A 15,915-nucleotide genomic window follows, 5' to 3' on the forward strand; every position below is an offset into this window, starting at 1 on the left:
CCATGCCGTACTTGCATTGTTGTCATGAAGACAAAACAGCGCCAATTCGGATTGCTAATACTTGCAAGCAGTTAGAATCAATTAACGGCTAATTACATCAAGGCTCATCATTTAAATTACCCCCGGGAAACTTCGTTTTTACCCAGGCATCGATGGCGCTTGATCCGCAAGTGCAAGCGGCGAGAATGGCTGCTGTCCAAACCAGGCAAGATTTGGTATCGTCCCGCGATTATCGATTCAACGCACCGCACACCGCGGCGCTTCTCCCCCCGACGTTATGAAAAAAGCTATCCGACTAGGCACCCCCCTCTCTTCATCCGCCACCAAGGTCATGCTGCTCGGTTCCGGCGAACTGGGCAAGGAAGTCATCATCGCGCTGCAACGCCTGGGTGTTGAAGTCATTGCCGTGGACCGCTATGAAAATGCCCCTGGCCACCAGGTGGCGCACCGCTCCTACGTCATCAACATGACCGATGGCGCCGCGCTGGCCGAGCTCATCGCCAAGGAGCAGCCCGACCTGATCGTGCCGGAGATCGAAGCCATTGCCACCGAGACCCTGGTGCAGCTGGAAGAGGCAGGCCGCGCACACGTGATCCCGACTGCGCGCGCGGCCTGGCTCACCATGAACCGCGAAGGCATTCGCCGCCTGGCCGGTGAAACCCTGAGCCTGGCGACATCGCCCTATCGCTTCGCCGACAGCCTCGATGAGCTGCGTGCGGCGATCCAGCAGATCGGTTTTCCGTGCGTGATCAAGCCGGTCATGTCGTCCTCGGGCAAGGGCCAGTCCAAGATCGATGGTCCCGACGAGATCGAGGCCGCATGGAACCACGCCGCCGCCGGTGGCCGGGTCGATGCCGGACGAGTGATCGTCGAGGGCTTCATCGATTTCGACTACGAAATCACGCTGCTGACGGTACGCTCGCTCAACGAGAACGGCGACACCATCACCAGCTTCTGCGACCCGATCGGCCACGTCCAGGTCAAGGGCGACTACGTCGAATCGTGGCAGCCCCATCCGATGCCATCGACCGCACTGGAACGGGCGCGCGAGATCGCCCGCAAGGTCACCGAGAACCTCGGCGGCCTGGGCCTGTTCGGGGTCGAACTGTTCGTCAAGGGCGACATGGTCTGGTTCTCGGAGGTCAGCCCGCGTCCGCACGACACCGGCATGGTGACCATGGTCAGCCAGGTGCAGAGCGAATTCGAACTGCACGCCAAGGCGATCCTGGGCCTGCCGGTCAATACCGCGCTGCGCTCGCCGGGCGCCTCGGCCGTGATCTACGGCCAGCACGACGCCCGCGCCATCGCCTTCGACGGCGTGGCCGAAGCGCTGCGTATTCCTGGCGCCGATATCCGCCTGTTCGGCAAGCCCGAATCGTTCCAGCGCCGCCGCATGGGCGTGGCGCTGGCGGCCGCCGACAATGTCGAATCGGCCCGCATCCGCGCCAAGCAGGCTGCGGCCAAGGTCAAGCCGGTGATGCCCGACTGATCCAGCTTGCTCCAGTAAAAAACCGGACCCCGATGAAAATCGGCGTCCGGTTTTTTATTTTGGGCCTGGGCGAACCGCTGTACCGGCTGCGTCCACACAAATCTGTACACGCCGCCAGCCACGCATGCGCCTATGCTCAAGGCTGTCGGCGAAGCGGTTCGCCCACCTGCAAAGGAAACCTCATGATCGTCCGTTCGCCGCCCAACTGGTGGCGCTTGCTGTTTATCTGGAATGGCTCGGTGTTGCCGGCGATCCTGCCGCAGATGGCGGTCATGACGGCGGTGTCGACGCTGGCCGTCTTCACCGGCGGTCGTGTGCTGGGCGACAAGCTGCCGCTGAACACCTCGATCTTCACCTTATTGGGCGTGGCGCTGGCGATCTTCCTGGCGTTTCGCAATACCGCCAGTTATGACCGCTTCCAGGAGGGCCGGAAAATATGGGGCGCCTTGCTGATCGCCGCCCGCGCACTGGCCTCGCAGGCGCGCGCCTATGTCCGCGACGATGCCCATGGCGCGCTTGACCAGCGCCTGTTCGTGGCCCGCCTGACGGCGCTGGTCTACGCCCTCAAGCACCAGTTGCGCCATACCAGCGCGGACCAGGACCTGGCCCGTCTGCTGCCGCTGCAACAAGCGCTGCGGTTGCGCCATGCGCACTACCTGCCGGTGCAATTGATGCATGAGCTGCGCCAGATGCTGGCCGAAGCGGAGCGCACCGATGCGCTCGGTGCGGCGCAATTATGGTCGTGCGATGCCCAGCTGAATGAACTCAATCACTGTATCGGCGCCTGCGAGCGGATCGCGGCCACGCCGATTCCGTTCGCCTATGGCGTGCTGCTGCATCGCACGGTCTATCTCTACTGCCTGTTGCTGCCGTTCGGCCTGGTCGACGCCATCGGCTATGCCACGCCACTGATCTCGGTGTTCGTGTCGTACACCTTCGTGGCGCTGGAAGCCATTGCCGGCGACATCGCCGAACCGTTCAGGGACAGCCCCAACGGACTGGCGCTGGACGCCATCTGTCGCGAGATCGAACGTTCGCTGGCCGAACTGAGCGGACAGGAAATGCTGCCGGCGATCGTACGCGGCAAGGACTACCGCTTGAGCTAGGCCAATCAGTAACCGCGTTCGAGATCGACATTGGCTGCGATCTCGCCGGTGCGGCGAAAGCGCTGCACATTGGCCGCCACGATGGCCGAGGCGGTCTCGCGGTTGGTCGGCGCCGAACAATGGGGCAGTACCGTCACGCTCGGATGCGTCCATTGCCACTGGTCCGCCGGCAACGGTTCGGTGGCGAATACGTCGAGCACCGCATGCCGCAGGCGGGCGCTGTCGAGCGCGGCGCACAGGGCGGCGTCGTCGATGATCGGCCCACGAGCGAAATTGATCAGTTGCGCCTGCGGCGGCAGCATGGCCAGGCGCTCGGCATTGAGCAGACCATGGGTGTCGGACGTCAGCGGCAACAGGCACACCAGGATGTCGCACCGGCCCAGCATGTCGTGCAACCCCTGTTCGCCGCTATAGGTCTGCACGCCCTCCAGCGAGCGCGCCGTGCGGCTCCAGCCACAGACCTTGAAGCGCGCTCCCAGCAGCGCCCGCGCTGCCTCCACGCCCAGCGTGCCCAGCCCCAGGATGCCGACGGTACGCTGCTCGGGCAACACATACTGCTCGGCCTGCCATACCCGAAAACGCTGGCGCTGCGCATACAGCGGCATTTCGCGATGCAGATACAGGGTCCAGGCCAGCACTGCTTCGGCCATGGTGCTCGACAGGCGGGGATCGACCAGGCGCGTCAGTTGCAGGCCGCTGTCGCGCAATTGCGGCGCCAGCCGTTCGACGCCGGCCCAGACGCTGTGCACCCAGCGCAATTGCGGCAAGTCACGCAAGCGCTGCGGATCCGGGTTGGCGACCACCGCGATCTGGCACTGCGCGCGCGCCTGCTCATCGAGCGCATCGAACGGTACGATGCGCTCGCCCGGCATGGCCTGCTGCAGCGCCTGCACCCAGTCGGCCGCATTGGTGGCGTCTTCACGACTGACGAAGACAATCGGTGCGACCTCGCTCATTTGGCGTACACCTGCTCCAGGCGCTCGAAACCCTTGACCTCGATCGGGTTGCCGAACGGGTCGAGGAAGAACATGGTCGCCTGTTCGCCCGGCTCGCCCGCAAAACGGATCTGCGGCGCCAGCACGAACTCGACCTCGCCGCTGGCGGTGAGACGATCAGCCAGCGCTTTCCAGTCGACCATGGCCAGGATGATGCCCAGGTGCGGCATTGGCACCATGTGATTGCCCACGCGGCCGGTATTGGTCACGGCAAAGGGTTCGCCCAGGTGCAGCGACAACTGGTGGCCGAAGAAATCGATATCGACCCAGGTGTCGGTGCTGCGACCTTCTTCGCATTGCAGCAGGTCGCAATAGAAGCGGCGTGCGACATCCAGGTCGCGCACGTGATAGGCCAGGTGGAAGATCGATTTCATGAAAACCTCAATGCGGGATGAAAACCGCTAGCATAGCGGCGGCAAATCAAAAGAGATAGCATGTAATTTTTAATCCATCCAAAAGAATTATTTATGGATAGCCGTTATCTGAAGAGCTTGATCGCCGTCATCGAATGCGGTTCGATCGCCGACGCCGCGCGCAATGAAGGGTTGACGGCGGCGGCCGTGAGCCAGCGGGTGCAGGCGCTGGAGCGCGAACTGGGGGTTGAACTGCTGTCGCGCGCCGGACATGCCGCCCGCGCCACCGAGGCCTGCAACGCACTGCTGCCGCGCGCCCGCAGCATCGTGCGCGAGGTGGCCCTGCTGGCCGGCGACGCCGACGCCCGGGGCCTGACCGGCACGCTGCGCATCGGCGCCATCTCCACCGCGCTCACCGGCCTGCTGCCGGGCGCCTTGCGCCAGTTGACCCGCGAGGCGCCGCAATTGCGCCCGGCCATCGTGCCGGGCACCTCGCGTTCGCTCTATCAGGCGCTGCTGGCCGGCGAGCTGGATGCGGCGATCCTGGTGGCGCCGCCGTTCGCCTTGCCGCGCGGCTGGCAGGCCCAGGTGCTGCGCCAGGAAGAACTGATCCTGCTGGCGCGACGCGGCCTGCGTGGCGACCCGGCCACGCTGCTGCGTCAGCACCCCTATATTCGCTACGATCCGCATGCCTGGGGCGCGCGCCCGGCCCAGCATTATCTGGATGACAATGGCCTGCAACCGGCCGTGCTGTGTGATCTGGACGCACTGGAAACCATCGCCATCCTGGTCGCCGACGGTGTGGGCGTGAGCCTGGTGCCGCGCTGGGGCGGCATCGACAAGCTGGCCAGCGGCTGTCGCATGCACGCCATCGAGGGATCCGAACAACAGCGCTATCGGCGCGACATCGTCTTGCTCAGCGCCACCCAGGGCGAGCGCCCCAGGATGCTGCAACTGTTGCAGCAGGCGCTGCAGGTCCTAGCGCCTGGACCAGGCCTCGGGTGAGGCGCCGGGGGTACTGCCGACCAGGCGCTGCCGCTGCTGCAGGCGGGCGCGCCGCTTGCGCACCCAGATGATCACGCCGGTCACCGACAGCATCGCCACCAATGCCCCCATGATCGAAATCAGGATGCGACCGGGCAAGCCCAGGATGCGCCCCGAATGCAGCGGAAACTGCGCCTGCAGGAAGATATCGCCGGCGCTGCCGGTGCCGGGCACGCGACCGCCTTCGGCCGCGCCGGTGGCCGCATCGAAATACAGCCAGGCGTTGCCCAGGCCGCCGTCGCCATGGTCGTTGCCGGGTTCGAACAGGCCGACCCCGTAGACGCCGAACATGGACGAATAGAACACGCCGCCCACCGGACCGGCCAGGCCGCGACGGCGGGCTTCTTCGACGCCCAGTTGCACCGCCTGTTCACGACTGACGCGGGGTTCGACGACCTTCTCGGGCGCCAGCGGAGTGCGGGTCTCGAACGGGCCGGTGCTGAGCGTGGACATGGTTTGCAGGATCGGCCGCATGACCTGGCGTTCCAGGTTCATCGAGATCGAGGTCACCGCCAGGATCAACAGCAAGGCCCACACCCAGACGCCGCCCGAGCGATGCAGGTCGAAATTGAGCTTGTGGCCGCCGTCGCGCCAGCGGAACGCCAACGACTTGCGCCAGCTGCGCCAGTTGGGGAAGGACAGGTACAAGGCGATGAAACAGTCCAGCGCCCAGACGATGCCGACGATGCCCATGAGCCAGATGCCGGTTTCTATCCCGCGGATATCCGGCAGGTGCATCGTGTAATGCAGTTTGTAGAGAAACGGCAGCAGGTTTTCGCGCGACAGTGATATCGCGCCCCACATGCGCCGGCCCTGGATCTCGGCGGTGACCGGATCGACCGCAATCTGGTTGAAATCGAGCACGTAGGGCTTGCCGGTGGCAGGGTCCAGGCGCGGCTCGATCATCATGTTCATGGTGTGACCCGGTTCTTCCTGGGTCAGCACATAGGTCACGCGTAGCTTGGGCTCGGCCTGCTCGACCCGGTTGGCCAGGGTCAGGCCATCCAGCACCGGCTGCGCGCTGGCGCCGGGGGCGGCGCTACGGGCCTCGAACAGTTGCGGATTGAGCCAGGCATCGAGCTCGTGATCCCACGAGATGACGGCGCCGGTTGCGCCCGAGATGAACAGGAAGACTGCCGCTGCCAGACCGAACCAGCGGTGGATGATGACGAACAATGCGCGCATGGCTATCGAAGGATGGCAGAGTGGCAATAAAGCCCGGAATTCGAGAAAGCGCCATTGTAACGCCGACTAACGTCGACGCCACCCCGGTTTCCGGTTTTCTGATCGCCGCTCAGCCGGCAGCGATCTTGCCCAGGATTGCCTGCAACTGGTCGATATCGTAGGGCTTGGGCAGCGAGTGCGAGGCAAAGCCGACGTTGCGTGCCACCATCGCGCCATAGCCGGAAGCAAAGATCACCTCCATCTCCGGAAAACGCGCCAGTGAATGCCGGGCCAGGTCGACGCCCGATATGCCCGGCAGGTTGACGTCGGTAAACAGCACATCGAAGCTCTGCTCTTCCAGCGCCACCTGGGCTTCCTCGCCGGTGGTCACGCCGCGCGCGGCATGGCCCAGCGTTTCCAGCAATTCGCACACCAGTTGCTGGGAGTCGATATTGTCTTCCACCACCAGCAATCGCAAACCGCTGACGGGCGCCTCGTCCACCGGCGCCGGGCTGGTCTCGGGGTAGCTGGCGCCGACGCTGCCCTGGGCCATGCGCAATTGCGGCTCGGCCTGTTGTTGCTCGAATTGCTGCAACTGCGCTTCGAGCTCAGCCTCGAGCTTGCGCTGGCTGACCGGCAGCACGTGAATGGTCGCCAGGTTTTCGCTGCCGGCGCCCGGCGCCGCATGCGACTGCACGCGCTGCTGCAACTGGCGGCGCTGCTGGTTATTGGAGAGCAGGTGCCGTATGCGGCGCGCCAGCTGGTTGCTGCGATAAGGTTTGCTGAGCAATTCGACGCCGGCGTCGAGCCGCCCTTCGTGCACGATGGCGTCGCGCGGGTAGCCGGAGGTGAACAAGACCTCGACCTCGGGCAACAACTGGCGTGCCTGGCGCGCCAACTCGGTGGCCGGCACGGTGCCGGGCATCACCACATCGGTAAACACCATGTCGATCGGAATACCGCTATGCACGATCGCCAGCGCCCGCTCGCCATTGTCGGCCTTGAGCACGCGATAACCGAGCGAGGACAGGGTATCGACCACGGTCAGTTGCAGGTTGGGATCGTCTTCCACCACCAGGATGGTTTCATCGCCGCCACGCACTTCCATTTCGCGGTTGTCGTCGATCACCACCGCCTCTTCCAGGGTGCGCGGGAAATAGATCCGCACCGTCGTGCCACGACCCACTTCGCTCTGGATACTGATATGACCACGGCTCTGCTTGACGAAACCATAGGCCATCGACAGTCCCAGCCCGGTGCCCTCGCCTTCCTTCTTGGTCGTGAAGAACGGTTCGAAGACGCGTTCGCGCACCTCTGGCGTCATGCCATGGCCGTTGTCCGAGATCGCCAGTTCGACATAGTCGCCCGGCGCCAGATCGGCCTGGGCCAGGAAATTGGGGTCCGACAGCGTCACGTTCTCGATCTGCAGCGTCAGGCGACCGCCATTGGGCATGGCGTCACGGGCGTTGATGGCGGTATTGATAATCAGGTTCTCGACCTGGTTAGGGTCGAGCATGGTGTTCCACAGGTCGTGCGCCATCGCCATCGAGATCTCGATGGTCTCGCCTACCGCGCGGCGCAGCAGGTCATCCATGTTCTGCATCACGCGCTCGAGATTGATGCTGCGGGGCTGCAGCGGCTGGCGCCGCGCAAACGCCAACAGTTGCGACGACAGCTTGGCGCCACGATCGACGGCACCAATGGCGATGCGCATGCGCTGCCGGCTTTTTTCGGTCAGTTCCGGATCGGCCTGCAGCAACTGCAGGTTGCCACCGATGATCTGCAGCACATTGTTGAAGTCATGCGCCACGCCACCGGTCAGCTGGCCCACCGCTTCCATCTTCTGCATCTGCGACAACGCCGCCTCGGCGCGGCTGCGCTCGAGGATTTCCTCGACCACGCGCTGCTCGAGCGTATCGTTGAGTTCGCGCAGCGCCTCTTCGGCCCGTCGCCGCTCGGTGATGTCGGTCGACACGGCAATGATGGCCTGCGGTCGTCCCTCGGCGTCGACGATGCGGCTGGTGTTGCTCGAGACCCAGACCGTCGAACCGTCCGGACGTAAATAACGCTTCTCGAGCGTGAATGATTTACCGTCTTCGATACAGCGATTGATCATGGCCATCTGCACCGCGATGTCATCCGGATGGGTGACTTCGGCCAACTCCATCTGCAGCAACTGTTCCTGGCTGCGGCCCAGCATCCGGCACAGCGCATCGTTGACGCGCAGGTAGCGGGCGTGCAGGTCGAGTTCGGAAAAACAGACGGAGGCCTGGTTGAAGATCGCGGTAAGGCGATTCTCGCTCCACAGCAGTGCCTGCATGCCGCGCTGGTGTTCGGTCAGATCGACAAAGGTGCACAGTGCGCCCTGCAATTGCCCCTCAAGCCAGACCGGGTGCGCCTGGTAGGCCACCGGAAAACTGCTGCCGTCGTGCCGGAAGAACAACTCGTCATCGACATGCGATGTCACGCCTTCGCGCGCGGCCCGGTACAAGGGGCTGTCTGCCAACGCATACGGACTGCCGTCGGCATGCGAATGCTGGATGATGCCGTGCAGCTCGCGTCCCAGCACTTCCTGTTCGTCCTGGAAACCCAGCATGCGCAGGAAGGCCGCATTGCACAGCGTAACCCGGCCGTTGAGATCGATCGAATAGAAACCCTGGTCGGTCGAATCGAGCAGTTGCCGTACGAAGGCATTATTGGCCCGCACGCTGGTCTCGGAGGCCGCCAGCGCCTGCTCCATGAACTTGCGGTCGGTGACGTCGAACACCACGCCGACATAGCGTTTGTCGGTGCGCGGGTCGTCACGCACCACTTCGCCCTTGCGCGCCAGCCAGCGCTTCTGGCCGTCGCTGGCGCGGGTGATGCGGTATTCGGTGTATTCGAGCGGGTTGTCGCGCTGGCCGATGGTGACGGTGCCGATGTTCTGGCGATATTCCTGGTCGATCAAGGCGATCAGCAATTCGTCGGTGACGTCGACGTCCGGCGCGATACCCCACAATTGCCGGAAGCGCTCCGACACCAGCAACTTGCCGGACTCGGGAAACCACTCGAAGATGCCGATGCCGCCGGCGCTGTCGGCGATGCGCAGGCGCTCTTCCGCCACGAAGTGATCGGTGACGTCGAAGCCTTCCATGAAAATGCCTTCGACCGAGCCGTCGGCGCCGGTCATCGGCTGCAGCACGAAGTCGAGCACCAGCTCGCGGAATTGTCCGGCGTCGCCCTCACGCAGGAATACCCGCGCGCCGCGCGAGTTATAGGTTTCACCGGTGCGGTAGACCTGGTCCAGCAAGCCGAACAACTGTTCGTCGAGCAGTCGCGGAAAGGCTTCACGGATCGGGCGGCCAATGACCTGGTGCGGGCCGAACAGCTTCAGGTAAGCGCCGTTGACCAGTTCGAAGACGTGATTCGGTCCGCGCAAGACTGCGGTGAAACTGGGCGATTGCTGCAGTAGCTGCTGCAGCAGCGCCGCCTGCCCGGATAGCTCACGGTTGGCCTGTTGCGCGGTATCGCGCTCGGCAGTCAATTGACGGTTGCGCCGTTGCAGTTGATGCGCCGTGGCGGGCATGGAGCGGCCCGGGCGTGGCAGCAACGTCATATCGGACAGCGTGCAGATCACGCCGTCGACCTGACCGCCTGCGCCGAACAAGGGAACATAGGAAAAATCGAACCAGGCCTCGCGCCCACCCTGGTCGCGCACCGGTTCATCGATCAGCGATTGCTGCTCGCCGCGAAAGCAGGCATCGATCGCCAGCAGATGGCGCGAGCGGATATCGGGCCAGAACAGCACGTTGGCCAGCAGCGCGCCGAATGCGCCCGGGTGCTGGGCGCCGATACAGGCAGAAAAGGCGTCGTTGTAGAGGACGATGCGGGCGTCACCCCAGATCAGCAGCATCGGCGCCGGCGAATGCAGCGCAATGCCGAGCGCGGTGCGCAGGGTCGGCGACCACGCAGGCGGCGCGCCTAGTACATGATCAGCCCAGTTGCTGTCGGTGATGAGTTGGGCGCATTGTCCGCCGCCACGCAACCAGGAGATTTCTTCCATGTCTTGAAAATAGGGTTAAAGCTGAATGGTGCGCCCGCCGGTGGGCTTCTGGCGCCGAAAATCACGGTCCGATTATACGGGATGGCATCCTTGCCCAGAACATCCACGCCGGTTCGACCGCGCCGGCCCGCATGACGCAATACGGCAACCAGCAAGGGATTGCGCGCCCTTCACTTTGTCCTACAAAATTTTGAGAGATGTTCCGACAGGTGGAGCGACCGGCATGCGGCCGGCCACGCCCGGGCGCTCAACGCTTTTTCTGCGCCCGCTCCTCACGCAGCAGCCGGTTCAACTCGGCCAGCTCGCCCACCGCGTCAGGCGTCAGGATGACCGGCTCGTTGGCCCGATAGGCGCGCCCGCCGAGACGGCCATTCATGCCGATGTAGGCGCGCGCGCACTGGCGCCGATAGGCGATGATGTCGTCCTCGCCGTTGAGCGGCTGGCCGGAGCTGTCGAGACTGGAGTGTGCCAGGGCCGGCGTGATTTCATCTTCACGTTCATCCTCGCCAAGCTGGCGCTGGTCGAGCGCCGAATGGCTCTCGATGTGGTTGCGGTAGGCGCTCCAGTCGCCTTGCTGGATCGAGATATCGGTCTCGACCGGAGTTGCAGAATCGGACTTGTCCATGACGTTCCCCTTTGGAATTCCAAAGCAAACCACAGCATGCTGGATCTGGTCGTGCCACCCGCCTTGCCAGCGGTTTTATTTTAGCCAGATCCAGCGTTTTTTCGTTGGGTTTTATTGTTGGTTACCACACGCTCAATAGTTGCCCGTCATCATCATCGGCGAAGCGCACGAATGCGGGCATGGAGGATCATATTGGCGCACATTGATGAGCCCTATCGGACGGGATCGGATTCATTTGTAGGACAAACAGGAAAGGGGAAACAACAGTGCACGGCGGCGCTTCGTCTTGATGATAGGTTCCAGCCAATACTTTATAATCAAGCATTAATACAATTTGTTTCCAAGCAACCCTGGCCAACGTGCTAGCGCCCTTCCCCTACCGCCTCGGCAGCGGTGTTTTGCATGAGCAATCCGTATCATCCAGGTGAGCGTCGCCGGCGTCCGGTAGACCTGAGCAATTGCGACCAGGAGCCGATCCACATTCCCGGATCGATCCAGTCGCACGGCGTCTTGCTGATGTTCACCCCCGACGGCGCACTGGCCGGCAGCAGCCGCAATGCCCGCGATTTGCTCGGCCCCTTGCCGGCGGTGGGCGAAGCACTATCCGAGCTGCATCTCAACGCCGAGACCCGCGCGGTCATACAGAGCGCCCTGGCGGACCGTCACGGCTATGTCGATTCGCGCCTGGTGTCGCTCGATGGCGGCGCCTTCGATGTCGTCACCCATAAGTCCGAAGGCTTGCTGGTGGCGGAGTTCGAACAACGCCCGGCCAACGCTCTTTCGCTCGATTCATTTGCGCTGACGGCACACCAGGCCTTCCAGCGCATCCAGCGCCAGCATGGCGTCGAAGACCTGCTGACGCTGGCGGTGGACGAGATCTCCCGCATCACCGGCTTCGACCGCGTCATGGCCTACCGTTTCCTGCATGACGACAGCGGCGAAGTGGTGGCCGAATGCAAGCGCGACGACCTGGAACCGTTTCTGGGCCAGCGCTACCCGGCCAGCGACATCCCGGCCCAGGCGCGACGACTGTACGTGATCAATCCGATCCGCCTGATCGCCGATATGGGTTATCAGCCGGTGCCGATCGAGCCCGACCTCAATGCGCTCACCGGCGGGCCGCTGGACCTGTCGCACAGCGTGCTGCGCAGCGTCTCGCCGGTGCACGTCGAATATCTTTCGAACATGGGCGTGCGCGCCTCGATGAGCATTTCGATCGTCATCGGCGAGCGCCTGTGGGGCCTGATCGCCTGCCATCACATGTCGCCGCTGCTGGTGCCGCATTCGGTGCGCATGTCGTGCCAGTTGCTGTCGCAATTCGTCAGCACCCTGGTCGAGCGCAACCTCAATGGCGAACGCACCCGTGCGCTTGAGCATTCAGCCTTGTTGCGACGCGAGATCGTGGCCCAGGTCACCGATCGCGAAGACATCGTGCTGGCGCTGGCCAGTGACTATCAGGGCTTCCTGCAGTTGATGCAAAGTACCGGCGGCGCCATTTCGCTGGATCGCAAGACCCAGGTGTTTGGTCGCGCGCCTTCGCGCGAAGGCGTCAATGCCCTGGTCAACTGGCTCAATGAAAACGACACGGGCGACATCTTCCAGACTCACGCCGTCGGCGCCGACCTGCCCGACCTGAAGGCCTTGCTGGGCGACGTCTGCGGCATCCTGGCGATCCGCTTCTACCGCGAGCAGAACGGCTACGCCTTCTGGTTCCGCAGCGAGCAAGTCGAGGATGTACGCTGGGGCGGCAACCCCGAAAAGAAATACAGCATCGGCCCGCTGGGCCCGCGCCTGACACCGCGCGGCTCGTTTGCCGTATGGAAGGAAACCGTGCGCGGCAAGAGCCTGCCCTGGGACGTCACCGCGCTGGAGGTTGCAACGCAGCTGCGCCTGGACCTGCAGGAAGTCGCCTTGTCCAGCGAGAACATGCTCAAGCGGGCGCGCGAAACCCTGCTGGCCACGTTGGGCCACGACCTGCGCGACCCGTTGCAGGCGATCATGATGGCGGCGCGCATGATCGAGGTGCGCGAGCAGTCGACGTCCAGCGCCAATCTGTCCAAGCGCATCTCGTCCTCCAGCGGTCGCATGCACCGGCTGATCTCGCAAGTGCTGGACATCAGCCGCCTGCAAGGCGGACTGGGGCTGGATCTGCAACGGCGTCCGGTCGACATGGGCAAACTGATCGGTGAGATCGTCACCGAGGCGCGGCTGGCCTATCCGGACAGCGAGATCATCCTCGAAGCCGAAGACTGCGGCGAGCTCCATCTCGACAGCGACCGGATCAGCCAGGTGCTGTCCAACCTGCTGTCCAATACGCGACACCACGGCGAACTCGGCAAGCCGGCCACCATCATCGTGTTCCGGCGCGACGACATGCTGACCCTCTCGGTCTCCAATCATGGCGTGCCCATTCCCGAGCAGGCGCGCGCCAACCTGTTCAAGCCCTACAAGAAAGAGTCGCTGGGCAATGCCCGCAATTCACGGGGGCTGGGCCTGGGGCTGTATATCGTGCACGAGATCGTCAGTGGCCACGGTGGGCGCATCGGCGTCGATTGCGCCAACGGCATCGTCACCTTTACCGTGTCGCTGCCATTGGCGGAAATCAACTGACCAGTTGCGCCCGCACGCCGGTGCGTCCCGATAGCGACGCCACCAGGAACAGCAATTCGAGTGGATCGACCGGCTTGGCGATGTGGGCCTGGAAACCGGCCATCAATGCCCGCCGCCGATCTTCGGAGCGGGCCAGCGCAGTCAGCGCCGCCGCTGGCGTCTGCGGCGCGCTGTCGGCTTGCCTGGCTTCCAGTTCGCGCAGGTTGCGCATCAACTCATAACCGTCCTGCCCCGGCAAGCCGATGTCGCTGACGATGACATGCGGGCGCACCCGGCGAAACGCCTCCAGCGCCTCGCTGGCCGACCCCACCGCGTCCACCGTCGCGCCACGTTCTTCAAGAATCTGCTGCACCAGCTCTCGGGCGTCGGCTTCGTCCTCGACCAGCAACACGCGCAGTCCCGCCAGTTGCGGCTCGAAGCCGGCGTGGTCTTCACGCAACCGCGCCTCGCCCGGCTGCTCGCGCTGGGCCGCGACCAGCGGCAACAGCACATGAAAGCTGGCGCCCAGGCCCGGACCATCGCTGACGGCGCGAATACTACCGCCGTGCAGTTCCACCAGTTGGCGCGTGATCGACAGGCCCAGCCCGAGGCCATTGGCTTCGCGCGCGCTGCTGGTGTCTTCCTGGCGAAAACGATCGAATACGCTGCCCAGGAAATCGGGCTTGATGCCTTGCCCGTTGTCGCTCACTTCCAGCTCGACTTCGCTGCCGTTCTGGCGCAGCGTCACCGTCACCCGTCCCTGCCGGGGCGTGAACTTGATCGCATTCATCAGCAGGTTCCAGGCCACCTGCTGCAGCCGCGACGGGTCGCCCTGGATCTGGCCGCCCGAGTCCAGCGCCGTGGTCAGGCGGATTTCCTTGGCATCGGCCGCGCTCTGTACCGAGGCGATCGCATTGTCCACCACCTCGGCCAGGTCGACCCGCTGCACATCCAGGCGCAGCTTGCCGGCCAGGATGCGACTCATGTCGAGCAGGTCCTCGACCATCCTGGTCTGCAGCCTGGCATTGCGTTCGATCACCTGCAGGCCCTTCTGTATCTTCTCGGCATCACTGCCATCGCGCAGCAGGTATTGGCTCCAGCCGACGATGGCATTGAGGGGCGTACGCAATTCATGCGACAGGGTCGCCACGAATTCGTCCTTCATGCGGGTCATGCGCTGAGCCTCGGCGCGTGCCACGCGCTCGGCCTCCAGCAGCGATTCACGTTCCTGCTGGGCGCGCTTGAGATCGTCGATATCGGTGCAGGTGCCGAGCCACTTCTGCACCTGGCCGCCGGCGCAGAACAGGGGCGAGCCGTCGCAGGCAAACCAGCGATACTCGCCATCATGACGCCGCAGGCGAAATTCCAGCACGAAGCGCTGGCCGCAGCCCTGCATGACCTGCTCCAGCAACGCCCGGGTCTGTTGGCGATCATCGGGATGCATGGCCAGATCGATCCAGCGCAGCCCCAGTTGCTCTTCGAGGCCCAGCCCGGTGTACTCCAGCCACTGCTTGCTGAGATAGTCGAACTGGCCGTCCGGCAGGCACGACCAGACCAGGTGCGGAATGGCCTCGGCCACGATGCGGTAATGCTGCTCCTGCTGCAGGCGACGCGCCGACTCCTCGGACTGGCGTTGCAGCAGCAGTTGGTTGAGCAAGCGATCGACCGCCTCCGGCAGGTAATCAAGGTAGTCGCTGGTCTTGGGCAACACATCGGACACGCCGGCGCGCAAGGCCTCGATGATGCGCGGCTCGTCCGATACCCCCGACACCATGATGGCGGGCAGCTCGATACCGCGCGCGCGCAGGCTGCGATAGAAATCCAGTCCGCTCTCGAGCGACTGCAGGTTGTAGTCGACAATCAGGATATCGGGCAACTCGCGCTCGACGGCGGCGCCGGCGGCGGCGGCATCGGCCACGGCCGTCACCCGCAGGCCGTGCTTCTTCAGGACCCGGCTGGCCAGGGCCAGCAGTCCCTCGTCGTCTTCCAGGATCAGCACATGCGCACGTATGTCGTCGGTCATCGTTGATCAGCCCTGGCGTGCAGCGGGGGCCGCCGGCAACTTGACGACCTGCAGGAAAAATCCGAGCCGGCGCACCGCCTCGATGAAATCGTCATACTCGACCGGCTTGGTGATGTAGACGTTGCAGCCATACTCGTAGCAACGTTCGATCTCGCGCGGGTCGTCGGTGGTGGTGAGCATGATCACGGGGATGGCGGCCGTGCTGGCGTCCTGCTTGAGCTGCTTGAGCACCTCGATGCCGGTGACGCGCGGCATGTTCACATCCAGCAGCACCACCACCTCCGCCATCTCGCTGCGGTCGCCGCCGTTGTAGAAATAGTCGAGCGCTTCCTGGCCATCCTTGAGACGCCGGAACTGGTTGACCAGGCCGGCGCGCCGCAGGTTCTTCTCGACCAGCAACGCGTGACCATCGTCATCCTCGACCAGGATGATATTGACGCCGTTATCTACTGCCATGTTTGCCCCCGCAAAGCGTTGAAATACGC

The 15,915-nt window shown here is 64.0% G+C and carries 11 protein-coding genes; 4 read left to right on the forward strand and 7 right to left on the reverse strand.

What is annotated here, in order from left to right; genetic code table 11:
• Window positions 1–277: 277 nt before the first annotated feature.
• Together purT and LBW87_RS07275 are read left to right on the forward strand one after the other, a co-directional pair.
• A complete protein-coding gene (gene purT / locus LBW87_RS07270; protein WP_225200771.1) occupies window positions 278–1,489 on the forward strand; it encodes a formate-dependent phosphoribosylglycinamide formyltransferase in 1,212 nt (403 codons plus the stop codon).
• 182 nt (window positions 1,490–1,671) lie between these two features.
• Window positions 1,672–2,595 (forward strand): bestrophin family protein, encoded by a 924-nt coding sequence (locus LBW87_RS07275; protein ID WP_225200772.1) that lies wholly within the window; start codon window positions 1,672–1,674, stop codon window positions 2,593–2,595.
• Window positions 2,596–2,600: 5 nt separating this feature from the next.
• On the opposite strand, the gene LBW87_RS07280 is transcribed toward LBW87_RS07275, so the two are convergent.
• Window positions 2,601–3,551: a 2-hydroxyacid dehydrogenase gene (locus LBW87_RS07280; protein WP_225200773.1), complete on the reverse strand. Its 951-nt coding sequence runs from the start codon at window positions 3,549–3,551 to the stop codon at window positions 2,601–2,603.
• On the reverse strand, window positions 3,548–3,964 hold the full coding sequence (locus LBW87_RS07285) for a VOC family protein (RefSeq protein WP_225200774.1): 417 nt from the start codon (window positions 3,962–3,964) through the stop codon (window positions 3,548–3,550). The genes LBW87_RS07280 and LBW87_RS07285 overlap by 4 nt, the downstream gene beginning before the upstream one ends.
• 93 nt (window positions 3,965–4,057) lie before the next feature.
• Between LBW87_RS07285 and LBW87_RS07290 the strand changes: the two genes are divergently transcribed.
• Window positions 4,058–4,948 carry a LysR family transcriptional regulator gene (locus LBW87_RS07290; protein WP_225200775.1) on the forward strand — a complete coding sequence of 297 codons (891 nt, stop codon included), beginning with the start codon at window positions 4,058–4,060 and terminating at the stop codon, window positions 4,946–4,948.
• On the opposite strand, the gene LBW87_RS07295 is transcribed toward LBW87_RS07290, so the two are convergent.
• The 3 genes from LBW87_RS07295 to LBW87_RS07305 form a co-directional block, all read right to left on the reverse strand.
• Window positions 4,922–6,172, reverse strand: a complete 1,251-nt coding sequence (locus LBW87_RS07295; RefSeq protein ID WP_225200776.1) for a PepSY-associated TM helix domain-containing protein — start codon at window positions 6,170–6,172, stop codon at window positions 4,922–4,924. The genes LBW87_RS07290 and LBW87_RS07295 overlap by 27 nt on opposite strands.
• 109 nt (window positions 6,173–6,281) lie before the next feature.
• Window positions 6,282–10,193 carry a PAS domain S-box protein gene (locus LBW87_RS07300; RefSeq protein ID WP_225200777.1) on the reverse strand — a complete coding sequence of 1,304 codons (3,912 nt, stop codon included), beginning with the start codon at window positions 10,191–10,193 and terminating at the stop codon, window positions 6,282–6,284.
• 247 nt (window positions 10,194–10,440) lie between these two features.
• The gene (locus LBW87_RS07305) at window positions 10,441–10,818 is read right to left on the reverse strand and encodes a hypothetical protein (RefSeq protein WP_225200778.1); all 378 of its coding nucleotides are present in this window, start codon (window positions 10,816–10,818) and stop codon (window positions 10,441–10,443) included.
• A gap of 402 nt (window positions 10,819–11,220) precedes the next feature.
• Between LBW87_RS07305 and LBW87_RS07310 the strand changes: the two genes are divergently transcribed.
• A complete protein-coding gene (locus tag LBW87_RS07310) occupies window positions 11,221–13,428 on the forward strand; it encodes an ATP-binding protein (RefSeq protein ID WP_225200779.1) in 2,208 nt (735 codons plus the stop codon).
• Here the strand turns inward: LBW87_RS07310 and LBW87_RS07315 are convergent.
• On the reverse strand, window positions 13,421–15,430 hold the full coding sequence (locus LBW87_RS07315; protein ID WP_225200780.1) for a response regulator: 2,010 nt from the start codon (window positions 15,428–15,430) through the stop codon (window positions 13,421–13,423). The two genes, LBW87_RS07310 and LBW87_RS07315, sit on opposite strands and share 8 nt — an antisense overlap.
• Before the next feature lie 6 nt (window positions 15,431–15,436).
• Window positions 15,437–15,886: a response regulator gene (locus LBW87_RS07320; RefSeq protein ID WP_225200781.1), complete on the reverse strand. Its 450-nt coding sequence runs from the start codon at window positions 15,884–15,886 to the stop codon at window positions 15,437–15,439.
• Window positions 15,887–15,915 lie beyond the last annotated feature (29 nt).

Source organism: Herbaspirillum sp. alder98 (genome assembly GCF_020179755.1).
Classification (GTDB): Bacteria; Pseudomonadota; Gammaproteobacteria; order Burkholderiales; family Burkholderiaceae_D; genus Herbaspirillum.

Excerpts from the sequence above, each read along its gene's own strand:
- LBW87_RS07290 (WP_225200775.1), top strand. The coding sequence starts at position 4,058 with ATGGATAGCCGTTATCTGAAGAGCTTGATCGCCGTCATCGAATGCGGT.
- LBW87_RS07310 (WP_225200779.1), top strand. The coding sequence starts at position 11,221 with ATGAGCAATCCGTATCATCCAGGTGAGCGTCGCCGGCGTCCGGTAGAC.
- LBW87_RS07275 (WP_225200772.1), top strand. The coding sequence starts at position 1,672 with ATGATCGTCCGTTCGCCGCCCAACTGGTGGCGCTTGCTGTTTATCTGG.
- LBW87_RS07315 (WP_225200780.1), bottom strand. The coding sequence starts at position 15,430 with ATGACCGACGACATACGTGCGCATGTGCTGATCCTGGAAGACGACGAG.
- LBW87_RS07320 (WP_225200781.1), bottom strand. The coding sequence starts at position 15,886 with ATGGCAGTAGATAACGGCGTCAATATCATCCTGGTCGAGGATGACGAT.
- purT (WP_225200771.1), top strand. The coding sequence starts at position 278 with ATGAAAAAAGCTATCCGACTAGGCACCCCCCTCTCTTCATCCGCCACC.
- LBW87_RS07280 (WP_225200773.1), bottom strand. The coding sequence starts at position 3,551 with ATGAGCGAGGTCGCACCGATTGTCTTCGTCAGTCGTGAAGACGCCACC.
- LBW87_RS07305 (WP_225200778.1), bottom strand. The coding sequence starts at position 10,818 with ATGGACAAGTCCGATTCTGCAACTCCGGTCGAGACCGATATCTCGATC.
- LBW87_RS07295 (WP_225200776.1), bottom strand. The coding sequence starts at position 6,172 with ATGCGCGCATTGTTCGTCATCATCCACCGCTGGTTCGGTCTGGCAGCG.
- LBW87_RS07285 (WP_225200774.1), bottom strand. The coding sequence starts at position 3,964 with ATGAAATCGATCTTCCACCTGGCCTATCACGTGCGCGACCTGGATGTC.
- LBW87_RS07300 (WP_225200777.1), bottom strand. The coding sequence starts at position 10,193 with ATGGAAGAAATCTCCTGGTTGCGTGGCGGCGGACAATGCGCCCAACTC.